Here is a 15,830-nt window from a genome sequence, read left to right on the forward strand (position 1 = left end):
GATTCATTATGAGTGAGAAAACAGAGATTACTTTCATGCAAACAAGATTAATCCGGCTTGCTTCAGAAGAGTGGCATTTACCTGTTGAACAGATTATACACTTGTTTAAAGAGGTTGATGTACTTGGATATATAGAAAAATGTTATGGGATTTTTCATTGTGAAGGCGATGAAGCTGTGCTTGAAGATATTACTGAATTTTTGCAAGGAAAGGGGATAGAGATTAGTGCTTGAGTTAAAAGCTGGATTTGTTCTCTATCATGGAAGCTATTGTGAAGTAAAAGAGCCAGATCTTGTCAAATGTGCAAAGAGAAAAGATTTTGGGTAGGGATTTTATTTAACCACATCCAAGGAGCAGGCAGAAAGTTTTCTAAGAACCTCAATAGCCAAAGCAATCGCAACAGGAACAATTGAAGAGGGACAGAAGTTCGTATATATTTCGACTTTTGAATTCAAACTTTCAGGAAATCTTGCAATGCATATTTTTGAAAATGCAGATGTAGACTGGTTACATTGTATTGCAGCTCATCGAAAGAAAAAATGTTCATCGAACAGATTATGATGTTGACTTTTATGTAACAGGCTCCAATTCCAGAATGATGTCTTCGGAAATAGCGACTTACCTGACCGGACGATATGTTTCCTTTCGGATCTATACGCTTTCTTTTCAGGAATATCTGGAATTCAAGAAGCAGTATATACAGGTAAAGGATATCCATGCTGAACTGGCAGACTATATCCGCTTGGGTGGCTTCCCTGCAACACACCTGCGAGAGTATTCACAGGATGAGGTTTATACGATTGTCCGGGATATCTATAATTCCACGATTTTCTCAGATATCGTAAAGAGAAACCAGATTCGTAAGATCGACCAGCTGGAACGGGTGGTTCGGTACACATTTGCGAATGTGGGAAATTCATTCTCTGCAAAATCAATTTCGAATTATCTGAAATCAGTAAATCATGCTATCGACAATGAAACAGTGTATAGCTATCTGGAAAAGCTGGAGAAAGCATATCTCCTTCATCGTTGTTCTCGCTATGACCTGCGCGGAAAGGAGATTCTGAAAACGCAGGATAAGTTTTATCTTGCCGATACTGCTTTGCGTTACAGCGTGATGGGCTATACACCGGACAGCGTCGCTTCCAGTCTGGAAAATGTGGTGTATCTGGAACTTTGCAGACGAGGCTATACCGTGACGATTGGGAAGACACCGGACGGTGAGGTCGATTTTGTGGCGCAGAAGCAAAATGACCGGTTGTATGTGCAGGTCACGCAGGAGATCAAATCCGAGAAGACAGAAAAACGTGAATATGAACGGCTACTGGAAATCCGGGATAACTATCCGAAGTATGTTTCGAGAACCGATGAATTTGCCGGAGGCAATTACCAAGGCATTAAGAGTATGCACATTGCAGATTTTCTATTGAGTACAGAATATTAACGATGAGGGCGGCGGTGAGCCGCCCTTTTTAAATAGCCAGGTTTCTGATTGAAATTGGAGACCTGGCTATTTTTTTGTCCTTTTGCAGGTGCACATGCAGAGGGACATTTACTATTCATCAGCCCATAAGGGCGCAGCGTACAAGGAGGTACACATTTATGGCATTTTTCAACAGCGCAGTAACCGTTCTTCAGACTCTCATCATCGCACTGGGGCTCGGCATATGGGGAGCTATCAACCTGCTGGAAGGCTATGGCAACGACAACCGTGCGACACGTTCGTAAGTGAAAAGCTTACGCACAAAGTCGAAGGGCTTTCAAGCCTGAAACTTTGGAGAACTGATATTCCGATGAGTGAAATGAGGGAGTAACGCCCCGAAGCGCTCACACTGATACTCCGACTGGCATCAGCGTGCAACCGCCAAAGTGTCAGAAGCTCGGTAAAGTCGGCAGAGAGTAGTCGTAAATATGGCTAACTTTCATATACGAAAGCTATCCAGCGGTGGATGGTGCTACCTATATGCCGGGTGTCGGTTACCCATGGTCAGAATGTACGAAAGTACTGACAAACTTCCGAATGTACGAGTCTAAACGTTGATACTGTCGAAAGGCAGTAGCCCTTGTATGGGCGTGTCCGTGGATTAGTAAGAATGGTTGTTATGAACATCCATATATCGTTACAGGCGATATGATTATGCATGATTGGACACAGGCTTAGAGGAAGGACCTAAAGGTAATCAATGATAGGAATATCGGAACGTGGAAAGCTGGGAACGTATGAAAAAAGCCGTTGCAGGTCGTTGGACGGGAAAGCCGGGCAAAACCGGTACAACCGTACTTAATCCCAGTGAGAGTAGGGGCACAGTACCTGTGAAGTGATGCTAAACATCGTGGAGGGATAGCCCCAAGTCGAATTCAACGGAAAAAAATGAATATACGATAAACGCAGCTTCGAGTATGACAAAGAAAATCCAAACCGAAGGGAGAGGATGCCTGTGTTGACTTCGAAACAGCAAGAACAGAAATCTAAACAGAGAAAAATTCGCAATTCTGAGTATTATGACATGATAAGTACTTTTGACGAATTGTATGCAGGCAGTAAGAAAGACAAGATATTTAATCATCTCATGGAAATCATCGAGAGCGAAGAGAATATCAAGCTGGCATACAGAACGATAAAGACGAATACAGGAAGTGATACCGCAGGTGTGGACAAAAGGACAATTAATGACCTTGCTAAATTAAACGAGGAAGAATATGTCCGTCTCATAAGAAAGCAATTCAGTTGTTATCACCCACGCCCAGTAAAGCGTGTGGAGATACCAAAGCCCAATGGAAAGACCAGACCTCTGGGAATTCCGACTATCGTTGACCGAGTGGTACAGCAATGTATCTTACAAGTCATGGAGCCGATATGCGAGGCAAAATTCAGCGATAATTCTTACGGATTCCGTCCGAATAGATCCGCTGAACATGCCATCGCTCAGTGTATGCGATTGATACAGGTACAGCATATGTATCACGTAGTAGACCTTGATATTAAAGGATTTTTCGATAACATCAATCATACTAAACTGATAAGGCAGATATGGGCATTGGGAATAAGAGATAAGAAGCTGTTATGCATCATTAAGGAAATGCTGAAAGCATCTGTTATTCTGCCAAATGGAGATAAAACTTTCCCCATCAAGGGAACTCCACAAGGCGGTATCCTGTCGCCATTGCTTGCAAACATTGTTTTGAACGAGTTGGATTGGTGGATTACTTCCCAATGGGAAGAAATGCCAACGAAAACAGATTTTACAACAAGAAGCAATAAGCAGGGAACAGTTATCAAAAGCCATGCTTACAGGGCTTTGCGCAGAAGCAGACTGAAAGAAGTGCATGCGGTGCGATATGCCGATGATTTCAAAATCTTCTGCCCTACACACGCAGAAGCCGTCAGAGCGTATAAAGCCACAGAAATGTGGTTAAAAGACCGCCTGGGTCTTGATATAAGCCCAGACAAATCTAAGGTTGTCAATCTAAAAAGACAGTATTCTGATTTTCTCGGATTCAAACTGAAAGTGCGGAAAAAGGGGAAGAAATATGTCGTCAGGTCACATATGTGTGACAAGGCATACAAAAAGGCTCATGAAAAGCTGACCAAGGAAGTAAAAACTTTGGCTCATTCGCCAGATGACACAGCTCAGTTTATACAGTTACAGAAATATAATTCTGTAGTCGCAGGACTGCATGAATACTACTGTATAGCAACAGAAACAACAGCGGACTTTGGAAAGCTTGCCTTCAGTATCAATAAACAGCTTAGAAATCGGCTGAAAGGCGATGTGTCCCGTAAGGGTTCTCTGAAAAATGGTTTTATCAAAGACAAGTATGGTAAAAGCAGGCAATTGAGATTTCTGCACGAACGTCCCATTGTTCCAGTGGGAGCCGTTCCGCAGAAAAATGCCCAAAATAAAAGGAAAAACATCAATAAGTACACTGTCAAGGGACGAGAGCTGATTCATAAGAATCTAACTATTAATACCGACGCAATGTTATGGCTGATGCGTAATCCTGTCAAGGGCAGGTCAATCGAATATGCAGACAACAGAATATCACTATTTGCGGCTCAATATGGAAAATGTGCAGTTACAGGACTTCCTATGGAAGTACACAACATTCACTGTCATCATAAAATGCCATTAAGCAAAGGTGGTACAGATGCATACGAAAATCTGATTTTAGTCTCAAAAGCCATCCATGTGATTATCCATGCATCGTCTGAAATCACTATCAGAGAATATCTGAACCCACTGCAATTAGATGATTCTAAACTTGCAAAGCTTAACAAAATTCGAACTATGGCAGAAATGCCTGTAATCATTCTTTGATAAATATGCTGTTACGAAGTGTGTAAATCGTATATGAAAAAACCTGGCTGTTGAATTCGATGGAACGCCATGTGCGGTGAAAGCTGCATGCACGGTGTGGAGCGGGGGAAAATCCGGAGATTATATCAAAGGATTACCTATCGCTATCTATTAATACAATTTTATAAGTCATAGCTGTGCTGTGGAGCCGCTGACAGGCGAAGTCTTCCGAATGCCGCATGAGACAGAATTATGGGATACCCATGTTCTGTTTTATCGGCACAGGATTTTTTTCTTCACCGTCATGCGGCTCCTTTTTTGACCTTCCGTTGGTCCGGTTCTGTACCGGCTGTGCGGAAGGAGAAACGTATGTATTTTGACGCAAAAGAGTTTGGTAAGAGACTTCACGATGTTCGCACTTCCCGTGGCATTACGCAGGAGGAACTGGCGGTTCGCCTGGGACTGGCAAGCAAGCAGCATGTCAGCCGCATGGAGAACGGAGAGCGCAGCTGCTCCATTGACTTGCTGATCGAACTGTCCTGCATCCTCCATGTCAGCACGGATTATCTTCTGATGGGCAGTGAGCCAAGTAAAGAGGAAGTCAAAAATGATCTTCTGAGCATTATTTCGGAGCTGTCTACGATTGCGAAGAAAATCTAATCGTGCTCTGCGTTTGGAAATGACAAAATAGAGATATTACTTGCCCGCTTCGATGTAATCTCTAACGAGGCGACTGAGATCTTCTTGTGTCAAGTAAGGAAAAAAATTGAGAATTTACAAGCCGTTCATAGGCGGACAACCACCCGTGAACGGCTTGCATGTAAACTAAACTCAGAATGAATCCAAGCAAATTCATCATACCCTGCGAAGTTCTGTCAAATGTAGATAATCTGACAATACGAACATGGCTCACACGTAGTCTTCGACACCGAATATCAGCCAGCACACATATGAGGACGGAAAATGTAGCAGCTTTTGAAAAATTGCTTTTTTCTGCTCAAAGTGCTATAATCGGAATATACCGAATACAAAGGGAGGAAAGCTCCCATGCCAAGACCGCCACGGTGCCGTCGAATTTGTGGCGTACCACAGGTCGATACATTCTGTCCTAACGGGTGCGAGAATACCGAGCCGATCCTGCTGACGCTGGACGAATACGAGGTCATTCGGCTGGTTGACTTGGAGCAGCAAACCCACGAGCAGTGTGCCGCTCAAATGGAGATTTCCCGCTCTACCGTGCAGGAGATTTACGAAAGCGCACGGAGCAAGATCGCAGCGTATCTTGTCCACGGGAAACCGCTGCACATCACCGGGGGAAACTACCGCATCTGCGGAGGACAGGAGGCAGCTCACTGCGGCTGTTGCTGCCGGATGCAGAGAGCCAACATGGAAAAATCAGGCAAAACTTGCAAAGGAGATTCCATTATGAAAATTGCAGTTACCTATGAAAACGGTCAAATCTTTCAGCATTTCGGTCACACCGAGCAGTTCAAGCTTTATGAAGCTGTGGACGGCAAAATCGTCCATGCGGAAGTCGTTGATACCAACGGCAGCGGTCACGGCGCACTGGCAGGATTCCTGATGCAGAACGGCGTGGACACTTTGATTTGCGGAGGCATCGGCGGCGGTGCGCAGGCGGCTCTGGCCGAAGCGGGCATCAAGCTCTACGGCGGTGTCAGCGGGGACGTTGACGCGGCGGTGAGCGCATTGCTCAGCGGAAATCTGGGCTACGACCCCAATGTTCACTGTGATCACCATGACCACGAGCACGGCGAGGATGGGCACACCTGCGGTGACCACGGCTGCGGCAAGCATAGCTGCCATTGATATGGAACGCACACTGACACAACTTCCGTTCTGGTCATCCTTGACCGAACACGAAATGGAAACGCTACGCCGAAGCGCCTTTGTCCGTCATTATGAAAAGGGCGCGTTCGTTCACAGCAGCGACAATGAATGTCTCGGAATGCTGTTTGTCCTTTCCGGCGAGATCCGCACCTATCTTCTCTCCGAGGAGGGGCGGGAGGTAACGCTGTTCCGCCTGTATCCGGGCGAACTATGCGTGCTTTCTGCCTCTTGTGTGATCAGTCAGATCACCTTTGATACGCAAATGACCGCGGGAATGGATACGGAGGTTCTGATTATCCCTGCAAATGTCATCGCTGTGCTCAAGGAGCAAAATCTTCATGTCCGTTGCTTCCTCTATGAACTGGCAACGAAACGATTTTCTGATGTGATGTGGGCGATGCAGCAGATCATGTTCAAGGGTTTGGATCGGCGGCTGGCAGATTTTCTCCTGGCCGAAGCGGAGCGTACCGGCTCCGATACCATACGCATGACCCATGAGCAGATTGCCCAGCACATCAGCTCGGCGCGGGAGGCGGTGGCGCGGATGCTCAAGAGCTTCTCGGAGGACGGGCTTGTGGAGCTAAGACGAGGCGCAATCACGCTGCGGGATATAGACGGATTGAATCACTTAAAATGAAAATATTGTTTATAACACGAATCCGTGTTATAATATGAGCAGAAGAAGCTGGAAGGAGCATCGACCATGAAAGAAACGAAATACGCAGGTACTCAAACCGAAAAAAATCTGATGGCCGCCTTTGCCGGTGAGTCCGAGGCACGCAACAAGTACACCTATTTTGCATCCAAGGCCAAGAAGGAAGGCTATGAGCAGATCGCGGCGTTGTTCCTCAAAACCGCTGACAACGAGAAGGAACATGCTAAGCTGTGGTTCAAAGAACTGAACGGCATCGGCGACACTGCCGAAAATCTTCTCGCCGCCGCTGAGGGTGAGAACTACGAGTGGACAGATATGTACGACGGCTTTGCCAAGACTGCTGACGAGGAGGGCTTCCACGAACTTGCCCAGCGCTTCCGTCTGGTCGCCGCCATTGAAAAGCACCATGAGGAGCGCTACCGTGCCCTGCTGCGCAATGTAGAGACGGCGCAGGTCTTCGCCAAAAGCGAGGTCAAGGTGTGGGAGTGCCGCAACTGCGGTCACATCGTTGTGGGCGAGAAGGCCCCGGAGGTCTGCCCTGCCTGCAATCATCCCCAGAGCTATTTTGAGATCCACGCGGAAAATTATTAAAGAAAGAAAAGGAGAATCATCATGGAGCAGAAGTTTTATATTTGCAAGCATTGCGGTAACATCATTGCCAAGGTCAAGGACACGGGCGTTCCCGTCATCTGTTGCGGTGAGCCGATGAGCGAGATCGTTCCCGGCACCACCGACGCCGCCGTGGAGAAGCACGTCCCTGTCTGGACAGTGGAAAACGGCATCGTCCATGTCAAGGTCGGCTCCGTGGAGCATCCCATGCTGCCGGAGCACTACATTGAGTGGGTGTCCCTCCACACCAAGCAGGGCAACCAGCGCAAGGAACTGCATCCTGGCGAGAAACCCGAGGTCTGCTTTGCTCTCTGCGAGGGCGACGAGGTCGAAGCGGTCTACGCCTACTGCAACCTCCACAGCCTTTGGAAAGCGTGACCGCTCCGCACATGGAACTTGATGTATTAGGCTTGCTTGGTGCCTGCTCCTATGCTCTGGATTGCGTGGAGGCGGAACTGGTTCATGTGACAACGTTCCACGCCAAGCGTGTGGCGTATATGAGTGTGTGTACGGCCGAACAGTTTGGCGTTTCTGGCGAAGCACTGCAGGATCTTGCCGTCTGTGCCCTATTGCACGACAATGCTCTGACGCAGTATCTGCACGAAGAATTTCGTGGTGACAGCTCTGCCGCGGAATGTTTGCCGGAGCTGCCGCATCTCGGCGCTCACTGCGTTATGGGCGAGGAGAACATATCCGCGCTTCCGTTTCATACAAATGTAGAAAATATCATCCTTTACCACCACGAAAACGCGGATGGCAGCGGCTCCTTCGGAAAAACATGGCAGGAGATCCCGCTGGGCGCCCGTATTATCCGTCTGTGCGATCTGCTGGATGCTTTCTGCCGCGCCGATGTCTTTACGCCGGATGTGTGGGAGCGTGCGAACGCGTTCCTTACTCGGGTACGCGGCAGGATCGTGGATGAGGAATGCGCGGACGCGTTTCTTCGCGCTTTTTCAGAACAGCATTTTTGCTCTCTTGGCGGCAGGGGGCTGGAGGAGCGCCTGTGGAGCAAAGTGCCGCGTACCAAGCAGCAGCTTGATTTTGCGCAGGTAAAAGCTCTGGCAAAATTCTTCGCGAAAATTGTAGACTACAAATCGCCCTTTACCAGTACACATTCTCTGGGTGTGGCCGACGATGCGGAATGTCTGGCCCGGTTTATGGGATTTGACGAGGACACCGCCCAGAAAATGTATCTTGCCGGCGCACTCCATGACATCGGAAAGGTAGCGATAGGCAATGAAATACTGGAAAAGCCGGGACGCCTGACCGACAGCGAATATGCGGAAATGAAGCATCACGCTGCCTATACATATTACGTTCTATCGGAAGTCCAGGACTTTGCGGAGCTGCGCGATTGGGCCGCGTTTCATCACGAGCATCTGGATGGAACGGGGTATCCCTTCGGAAAAAACGAGTCTGAGTTAAATACGCAGGAGCGTATCATGGCTTGCGTGGATATTTATCAGGCCCTGACCGAAAATCGTCCTTACAAAGCTGGAATGTCTCACGAAAAAGCCTGCTCTATTCTTCTGGATATGGCTGAAAAGGGCTGGTTGGATCGGGCGATCGTCGAACAGGTGAACGCCTGCTTTGCCTGAATAACGAGATAGGCGAAAGCTGTGAAGCGGTACGTGAACTGCCGCTTCACAGCTTTTTCTGTTGCCGCGAAAATTTTTGTAATGTGACCTTGTTACAGAAAGGCAGGGCGGAGTTTGCTATGATAGGGCCATCACAAAGAACAAAGGAAAGAGGGAACCGATATGAAAATCAAGCTCAATTCCGATCAGGAGGTCGTGGACACCATCCGTGAGGGTCTCAAGCGCACCAGCGGGTACTGCCCCTGCCGCGTGGAGCGCACGGAGAAAAACGCCGGCACCCTCAAGGTGGGCAGGATCAATGTGGACGAGCAAATGGAACTGGCGATGCGTTTTCAGGTATCCAGTATCCCGATGCTTGTCGTATTCAAGGATGGAAAGGCCGTTGCCAAATCCGTGGGCTACCGGTCCAAGGCGGAGATCACCGCCATGGTGGAGGGCGCAAGATGAAAGTTGTGATCGTAGGCGGTGTGGCTGGCGGCGCGTCTGCCGTTGCCCGCATCCGCCGTTTGGATGAACACGCGCAGATCGTGATGATCGAGCGTAGCGGCTATATATCCTATGCCAACTGCGGCCTGCCGTATTATGTGGGCGGTGTGATCAAGGAGCAGGAAGAACTGACGCTGCAAACTCCGGAGAGCTTCTGGGACCGCTTTCGCATTGATGTACGGGTACGGCAGGAAGTAACTGCGATCAATCCCGCAGAGAAAACCGTCACCGTCCACGCACTGGACAGCGGGAAGGTCTACACGGAAAACTATGACAAACTGCTTCTTGCCCCCGGCGCAAAGCCGACGGTTCCTGCGCTTTCCGGCGTGGACAGCGAGCGGGTCTTTACCCTGCGCACTGTGGAAGACACCCTCCGCATTCGACGCTTTGTAGAGGATCAGAAGCCGAAAACCGCTGTTTTGGCTGGCGGCGGCTTTATCGGTCTGGAAATGGCGGAAAACCTTGTGGAGATGGGCGTTTCGGTTACCATCGTCCAGCGTCTGAAGCAGCTATTAGCGCCGTTGGATGCGGATATGGCCAGCTTTGTCCATGCGGAAATGCGCAGACACGGTGTGGCTCTGCGGTTGGATGAAACCGTCACCGGATTCCGACAGGACGGAGATTCCGTGCTGACGCTGCTGGAGGAAAGTGAGCCGCTGCGCTCCGACATGGTGCTGCTGGCCATCGGCGTCACGCCGGACACCCATCTGGTAAAAGAGGCCGGACTTGAGCTGGGCATCCGGGGCAGCATCGCTGTCAACGAGCGGATGGAAACCTCCGCGCCGGATATCTACGCTGTGGGCGATGCCGTAGAGGTCACCCATTTCGTGACCGGCCAAAAAGCATTGATCTCGCTGGCGGGGCCTGCCAACAAGCAGGGACGCATTGCCGCTGACAATATCTGCGGCGGAAACAGCCGCTTTCACGGCTCTCAGGGCTCGTCTGTTCTGAAACTGTTTGGCTTGACAGCGGCCTCCACGGGGATCAATGAGAAGGCAGCGCAGGCAGCAGGGATCGCTTACGACAAAGTCGTATTATTCCCGGCATCCCACGTTACCTATTATCCCGGCGCACAGTCTATGGCAATGAAGGTGATGTATGAAAAAGAAAGCCTGCGGCTGCTGGGTGCGCAGATCGTTGGCGGCGAGGGCGTGGACAAGCGCATTGATGTACTGGCAACGGCCATTCGCGCAAAAATGACAGCCTTGGAACTGACGGAGCTTGACCTTTCCTATGCGCCGCCCTATTCCTCTGCCAAAGACCCGGTCAATATGGCCGGTTTTATGATCGAGGATTTGGAGAGCGGGAAGGTACGGCAGTTCCATTGGAATGAGGTTGAGGACTTGCCTTGCGATGGCAATGCGACACTGCTGGATGTCCGTACAGAAGGCGAATATCGGCGTGGGCACTTGAATGGATTCCGCAATATTCCACTGGACGATCTGCGGGAGCATTTGGACGAGTTAGACCGGGGTAAGCCTGTTTATGTGAATTGCCAGACAGGGCTTCGCAGTTATCTGGCCTGCCGACTTTTGACGCAGTACGGTTTCACCTGTTCCCATCTCTCCGGCGGATACAGTTTTTATCAGGTCGTAACACAAGAGCGGCAGACAGCGCGGAGCGCCTATCCCTGCGGAATGGAGAAGCTATGAGTGAGAATTTATTTGGCTTGACGGTTGCGGCAGATAAAGGCTTAGATGATTTGCAGTGCCAGCGCCTTTTAAGCGAAAATCGCAGGTATCAGGAAGTCATGCTGCAATACCGATGTGCGCTGAAAGCACTGGAAAGCAGGTTGGAAATTCTAAACGAAGAGTTTTCATTGCAGCATGATCGCAATCCGATAGAAAGTATAAAAAGCCGCTTGAAGTCGCCGTCCAGCATTATGAATAAGATGCAGAAACGCGGACTTCCTCTGGATTTTCCGACCATGCAGACAAATATCATGGATATTGCCGGTGTGCGGGTGATCTGCTCTTTCGAGGAGGATGTGTTCTTTTTGGCAAAGTGCTAAAAAAAACAGTCTGACATTGAAATCATCACAGAGAAAGATTATATTTCACACCCTAAGCCAAATGGCTATCGCAGTCTGCACCTGACGATCCGGCTGCCGGTATTCTTTGCGGAAAAAGTGATCCATGTGCCGGTGGAGATACAACTCCGTACAATCGCTATGGACTTCTGGGCAAGCCTTGAGCATACCATCCGCTATAAGAAAAACCTGCCGATAAATGCTGAAGTCGAAACTGAACTGAAAGAGTGCGCCGATTCCAGCAGAGGATGGGACGGTAAGATGGAACATTTATTGCATATCATAACATAATGTGTCGAATATAAAATGAAAAGCACGCACTTTGGTGCTTGCCTTGGACTTGCCAGGGACCGCCTTATCCGCCTTGGGTGGGCGACCCCTGCGAGCCCCAACCAATTTCTCCGCTTTCTGGTTTTCAGGCATAGTCTTTTCTGCTTTCGGCGGACTGCCACGGCACAGCTTTTTCGGCTCCTATATTGTAAGGAACATGGCTTTTCGCTGAATGGAAAGCGAAGCTGACCCGGGCTGGAGCGGTCTGTGTTAAAACGATATATTTTTTTGGAAATTATCTTGACAAAATTTATCAAGATTGATATGATGGCATTAACAAGCAAGCGAAAAGAGGATGTGGAGCATGATCATCACCAAAGAGACGGACTACGCACTGCGCATTTTGCGGGTGCTGCTGGACGGGGAGAAGCATTCGGTGGCCGAGATGTCGGAAACGGAGCTGATCCCCAATCAGTTTGCCTATCAAATCCTGCGCAAGCTCTCTGCCGGTAATTTGGTGCGGGTAAGGCGCGGCGCCCTTGGGGGCTGCGAACTGTCCGGCGATCTGGATGCGACCTCCCTCTACGATCTCATGGAGGTCATGGGGGAGCGGGGCGTCCTATGCACCTGCATGGAGCCGGGATATGTATGCCGCTGGCAGGACGAGCACGGGAGGTGCGCCATCCACTGTCAAATGGCGGTCTTGCAGCAAAAGCAGGACGAGGCGTTCCGCGCCGTGAGCCTGCGCAGGCTGCTGACCGGAAGATCCGCTCCCTAAGAAATAAGCGAGCTGTAAAATTTTAAGAGGAGGTAACCTGTATGCTATTTCAAACCACGGCGGCGCACGAAGAGCTGCGCGCGAAGATCCGGAGCTTTGCGGAGGAGGAGATCAAGCCCCTCGCATTTCTGATGGACCAGAACAATGAGTTTCCCGAGGAGGCTGTCAAGAAGCTGGGTAAGCTGGGCTGGATGGGCATTCCTTACCCCAAGGAGTACGGCGGCGCCGGTCTTGACGCCCTGAGTTACGCCATCGCGGTGGAGGAGCTGGCCCGTGTGGACGGCGGCGCGGGCGTGATCCTTTCCGCCCATGTCTCCCTCGGCTCGTGGCCCATTTTCGCCTACGGCACCGAGGAGCAGAAGAAGAAATATCTGATCCCGCTGGCCAAGGGCGAGAAAATCGGCGCCTTCGGCCTGACGGAGCCCAACGCCGGCTCCGATGCCGGCGGCACGGAGACCACCGCGCTGGACAAGGGGGATTACTACCTCCTTAACGGCGGCAAGATCTTCATCACCAACGCTCCCAAGGCGGACACCTATGTGGTTTTCGCCGTCACCACTCCGGACATCGGCACCCGGGGCATCTCCGCCTTCATCGTGGAGAAGGGCTGGAAGGGCTTTGAGTTCGGCGATCACTATGACAAGATGGGTATTCGCTCCTCCTCCACAGCGGAGCTGATCTTCAACGATGTAAAGGTCCCCAAGGAAAATCTGCTGGGCAAGGAGGGGGACGGCTTTAAGATCGCCATGTCCACGCTGGACGGCGGACGCATTGGCATCGCCGCCCAGGCGCTGGGCATCGCTCAGGGCGCGTTTGAACAGGCCTTGAGCTATTCCAAGGAGCGCATCCAGTTCGGTAAGCCTATCGCGGCCCAGCAGAGCATCGCCTTCAAGCTGGCGGATATGGCCACCAAGCTGCGCTGCGCCCGGTTCCTTATCTACTCCGCGGCGGAGCTGAAGGAGCAGCACGCGCCCTACGGCATGGAGTCTGCCATGGCGAAGATGTACGCCTCGGACATCGCGCTGGAGGTCACCAACGACGCCTTGCAGATCCACGGCGGCAGCGGCTTCCTCAAGGGCATGGAGGTAGAGCGGGCCTACCGTGACGCCAAGATTACCACCATCTACGAGGGCACCAACGAGATCCAGCGGGTGGTCATCGCCTCCCATCTGGTGGGCAGGCTGGGCAAGAGCTCCGGCGGCGAGAGACGCTCGGCAGCCAAGAAGCCCGCGCCCATCACCGGTATCCGCAAAATGACCATCTTCCGGGAGGGGGATGCCGCCCAGCAGGTGGCCGACCTTGTGGCGGCGCTGAAAAAGGACGGCCACGACTTCTCCGTGGGCATCCCCATGGATACGCCGATTCCGCAGGCGGAGCGCGTGGTCTCCGCGGGCAAGGGCATCGGAGAGAAAAAGAACATGAAGCTGGTAGAGACGCTGGCCAAGGCCGCCGGCGCGGCCATCGGTTCCTCCCGCCCCGTGGCGGAGACCCTCAAGTATCTGCCCCTGAACCGCTATGTGGGTATGTCCGGTCAGAAGTTCACCGGTAACCTCTACATTGCCTGCGGCATCTCCGGCGCGACCCAGCACCTCAAGGGTATCAAGGACGCCTCCACCATCGTGGCCATCAATAAAAACGGCAACGCCCCCATTTTTAAGAACTGCGACTACGGCATCGTGGGCGATGTGGCGGAGATCCTGCCTCTGCTGGCCGCCGCGCTGGACAGCGGAGAGAAGCAGCCCGCGCCGCCCATGGTGAAGATGAAGCGGCCCACGCCGCCGAAGCCCACCCCCATCGGCGACCGCTATGTCTGCGGCGGCTGCGGTTACGAGTATGTGCCGGAGCTGGGCGACGAGGACAGCGAAATCGCGCCCGGTACGCTCTTTGAGCAGCTTCCCGCCGAGTGGGTGTGCCCCGAGTGCGCGGAGGCGAAGGATCAATTTATAAAGGCTTGAGCCGTGAAGGAGGTAAGATAAGATGTATTGCGTGCGTAAAGTAACAAATGATCTCTATTGGGTAGGCGCCAACGACCATCGCCTGGCCTTGTTTGAAAACTGCTTTCCCATTCCCCGGGGCGTAAGCTACAACGCTTACTGCCTGTTGGACGAAAAGACGGTGCTTTTTGACACGGTGGACTGGTCTGCCTGCCGCCAGCTTTTGGAAAATTTAGAATATGTGCTGAACGGCCGCGAGCTGGACTACCTGCTGGTCAACCATCTGGAGCCGGATCACGCCGCCTGCATCGAGGAGATCCTGCTGCGCCATCCCAAGGTGAAGCTGATCTCCAACGAGAAGGCATTCATGCTCATGCGTCAGTTCGGCTTCCATGTGGACGGGCATGAGTGCATCGAGGTGAAGGAGGGCGATACCTTCTCCTTCGGTAAGCACACCGTCACCTTTGTGGGTGCGCCTATGGTCCACTGGCCGGAGGCCATGGTGACCCTCGACGTTACCGACGGCGTCCTCTTTTCCGCCGACGCTTTCGGCACCTTCGGCGCGCTGGACGGCAAGCTGTTTGCCGATGAGGTGGACTTCGAGCGGGACTGGCTGGACGACGCCCGCCGCTACCTCACTAACATCGTGGGCAAGTACGGTCCCCACATCCAGCTCCTGCTGAAAAAGGCCGGCGGCGTTTTGGATCAGATCAAGTATATCTGCCCGCTCCACGGCCCCGTGTGGCGCAAGGATCTGGGCTGGTTCATCGAAAAGTACGACACCTGGAGCCGCTATGCCCCTGAAACCCAGGGCGTGCTCATCGTCTACGCCTCCATGTACGGCAACACGGAGAACGCGGCGCAGGCTCTGGCGGCGTCGCTCTGCGACAAGGGCATGAGCAAGGTGGCGATGTACGATGTGTCCTCCACCCATGTCTCCCAGCTGATCTCCGAGGCCTTCAAGTACAGTCACATCGTTCTGGCCTCCGTGACCTACAACCTCGGCATCTACCCCGCCATGCATGACTTCCTCATGGACATGAAGGCGCTGAATCTGCAAAACCGCACCTTTGCCATCATTGAAAACGGCTCGTGGGCGGTGAAGTCCGGCGACCTCATGCAGAAATTCGTCAACGACGAGCTTAAAAACATGACGGTGCTCAACGAGCGGCTCAGCCTCGCATCGTCCATGGGCGCGGACAAGCGCACCGAGCTGGAAGCGCTGGCGGACGCCATTCTGGAATCTATGAAGTAACTGGCAGGAAAGCCAAAACCAAGACAACAGACAACAAACAGCCCCGCCGTGTCGGCTGCAGAAAAACCGG

General features: G+C 51.6%; 15 protein-coding genes and 2 pseudogenes. All 17 read left to right on the plus strand.

Features of this window, described 5'->3' with window-relative positions:
* Window positions 1-8: 8 nt before the first annotated feature.
* The 17 genes and pseudogenes from ABCW45_RS05380 to ABCW45_RS05455 all read left to right on the plus strand — a co-directional run bounded on the left by ABCW45_RS05380 (window position 9) and on the right by ABCW45_RS05455 (window position 15,760).
* Entirely contained in the window at window positions 9-233 is a 225-nt protein-coding gene (locus ABCW45_RS05380) for a DUF3791 domain-containing protein (protein ID WP_302232525.1), read from the plus strand.
* A 148-nt stretch (window positions 234-381) separates the two neighbouring features.
* Complete coding sequence (locus ABCW45_RS17915) at window positions 382-561, plus strand: hypothetical protein (protein WP_425518593.1); 180 nt, start codon at window positions 382-384, stop codon at window positions 559-561.
* Entirely contained in the window at window positions 518-1,444 is a 927-nt protein-coding gene (locus ABCW45_RS05385) for an ATP-binding protein (RefSeq protein WP_242998130.1), read from the plus strand. The genes ABCW45_RS17915 and ABCW45_RS05385 overlap by 44 nt, the downstream gene beginning before the upstream one ends.
* A 158-nt stretch (window positions 1,445-1,602) precedes the next feature.
* A pseudogene (locus tag ABCW45_RS05390) lies at window positions 1,603-1,725 on the plus strand (Maff2 family mobile element protein); the annotation flags it as partial.
* A 707-nt stretch (window positions 1,726-2,432) separates the two neighbouring features.
* The gene (gene ltrA, locus ABCW45_RS05395) at window positions 2,433-4,319 is read left to right on the plus strand and encodes a group II intron reverse transcriptase/maturase (RefSeq protein ID WP_343220447.1); all 1,887 of its coding nucleotides are present in this window, start codon (window positions 2,433-2,435) and stop codon (window positions 4,317-4,319) included.
* Between the two features lie 348 nt (window positions 4,320-4,667).
* Entirely contained in the window at window positions 4,668-4,958 is a 291-nt protein-coding gene (locus ABCW45_RS05400) for a helix-turn-helix domain-containing protein (protein ID WP_002576367.1), read from the plus strand.
* A gap of 387 nt (window positions 4,959-5,345) precedes the next feature.
* Window positions 5,346-6,125, plus strand: coding sequence for a DUF134 domain-containing protein (locus tag ABCW45_RS05405; RefSeq protein WP_117484745.1), 780 nt, complete (start codon window positions 5,346-5,348; stop codon window positions 6,123-6,125).
* A 1-nt stretch (window position 6,126) separates the two neighbouring features.
* Window positions 6,127-6,783, plus strand: a complete 657-nt coding sequence (locus ABCW45_RS05410) for a Crp/Fnr family transcriptional regulator (RefSeq protein WP_117470969.1) — start codon at window positions 6,127-6,129, stop codon at window positions 6,781-6,783.
* Between the two features lie 66 nt (window positions 6,784-6,849).
* Window positions 6,850-7,392, plus strand: coding sequence for a rubrerythrin (gene rbr / locus ABCW45_RS05415; protein WP_015553417.1), 543 nt, complete (start codon window positions 6,850-6,852; stop codon window positions 7,390-7,392).
* A gap of 21 nt (window positions 7,393-7,413) precedes the next feature.
* Window positions 7,414-7,788, plus strand: a complete 375-nt coding sequence (locus ABCW45_RS05420) for a desulfoferrodoxin family protein (RefSeq protein ID WP_117470967.1) — start codon at window positions 7,414-7,416, stop codon at window positions 7,786-7,788.
* An 11-nt stretch (window positions 7,789-7,799) separates the two neighbouring features.
* Entirely contained in the window at window positions 7,800-9,008 is a 1,209-nt protein-coding gene (locus ABCW45_RS05425) for an HD-GYP domain-containing protein (RefSeq protein WP_015553419.1), read from the plus strand.
* A 162-nt stretch (window positions 9,009-9,170) separates the two neighbouring features.
* A complete protein-coding gene (locus ABCW45_RS05430) occupies window positions 9,171-9,455 on the plus strand; it encodes a thioredoxin family protein (protein ID WP_117470966.1) in 285 nt (94 codons plus the stop codon).
* A complete protein-coding gene (locus ABCW45_RS05435; protein ID WP_343220448.1) occupies window positions 9,452-11,146 on the plus strand; it encodes an FAD-dependent oxidoreductase in 1,695 nt (564 codons plus the stop codon). Before ABCW45_RS05430 ends, ABCW45_RS05435 begins: the two co-directional genes overlap by 4 nt.
* 98 nt (window positions 11,147-11,244) lie before the next feature.
* Window positions 11,245-11,814 (plus strand): annotated as a pseudogene (locus ABCW45_RS05440) (GTP pyrophosphokinase).
* A gap of 343 nt (window positions 11,815-12,157) precedes the next feature.
* Window positions 12,158-12,571 carry an RrF2 family transcriptional regulator gene (locus ABCW45_RS05445; RefSeq protein WP_117470964.1) on the plus strand — a complete coding sequence of 138 codons (414 nt, stop codon included), beginning with the start codon at window positions 12,158-12,160 and terminating at the stop codon, window positions 12,569-12,571.
* Between the two features lie 41 nt (window positions 12,572-12,612).
* Complete coding sequence (locus tag ABCW45_RS05450; protein ID WP_117470963.1) at window positions 12,613-14,526, plus strand: acyl-CoA dehydrogenase family protein; 1,914 nt, start codon at window positions 12,613-12,615, stop codon at window positions 14,524-14,526.
* Window positions 14,527-14,548: 22 nt separating this feature from the next.
* Complete coding sequence (locus tag ABCW45_RS05455) at window positions 14,549-15,760, plus strand: FprA family A-type flavoprotein (RefSeq protein ID WP_117470962.1); 1,212 nt, start codon at window positions 14,549-14,551, stop codon at window positions 15,758-15,760.
* Window positions 15,761-15,830: the final 70 nt, after the last annotated feature.

It is taken from the genome of Pilosibacter fragilis (assembly GCF_032490495.1).
Lineage (GTDB): Bacteria > Bacillota > Clostridia > Lachnospirales > Lachnospiraceae > Pilosibacter > Pilosibacter fragilis.

Coding starts and splice junctions, on each gene's coding strand:
- ABCW45_RS05450 (WP_117470963.1), top strand. CDS start 12,613: ATGCTATTTCAAACCACGGCGGCGCACGAAGAGCTGCGCGCGAAGATC.
- ABCW45_RS05425 (WP_015553419.1), top strand. CDS start 7,800: ATGGAACTTGATGTATTAGGCTTGCTTGGTGCCTGCTCCTATGCTCTG.
- ABCW45_RS05455 (WP_117470962.1), top strand. CDS start 14,549: ATGTATTGCGTGCGTAAAGTAACAAATGATCTCTATTGGGTAGGCGCC.
- rbr (WP_015553417.1), top strand. CDS start 6,850: ATGAAAGAAACGAAATACGCAGGTACTCAAACCGAAAAAAATCTGATG.
- ABCW45_RS05435 (WP_343220448.1), top strand. CDS start 9,452: ATGAAAGTTGTGATCGTAGGCGGTGTGGCTGGCGGCGCGTCTGCCGTT.
- ABCW45_RS05430 (WP_117470966.1), top strand. CDS start 9,171: ATGAAAATCAAGCTCAATTCCGATCAGGAGGTCGTGGACACCATCCGT.
- ABCW45_RS05400 (WP_002576367.1), top strand. CDS start 4,668: ATGTATTTTGACGCAAAAGAGTTTGGTAAGAGACTTCACGATGTTCGC.
- ltrA (WP_343220447.1), top strand. CDS start 2,433: ATGCCTGTGTTGACTTCGAAACAGCAAGAACAGAAATCTAAACAGAGA.
- ABCW45_RS05445 (WP_117470964.1), top strand. CDS start 12,158: ATGATCATCACCAAAGAGACGGACTACGCACTGCGCATTTTGCGGGTG.
- ABCW45_RS05410 (WP_117470969.1), top strand. CDS start 6,127: ATGGAACGCACACTGACACAACTTCCGTTCTGGTCATCCTTGACCGAA.
- ABCW45_RS05405 (WP_117484745.1), top strand. CDS start 5,346: ATGCCAAGACCGCCACGGTGCCGTCGAATTTGTGGCGTACCACAGGTC.
- ABCW45_RS05380 (WP_302232525.1), top strand. CDS start 9: ATGAGTGAGAAAACAGAGATTACTTTCATGCAAACAAGATTAATCCGG.
- ABCW45_RS05420 (WP_117470967.1), top strand. CDS start 7,414: ATGGAGCAGAAGTTTTATATTTGCAAGCATTGCGGTAACATCATTGCC.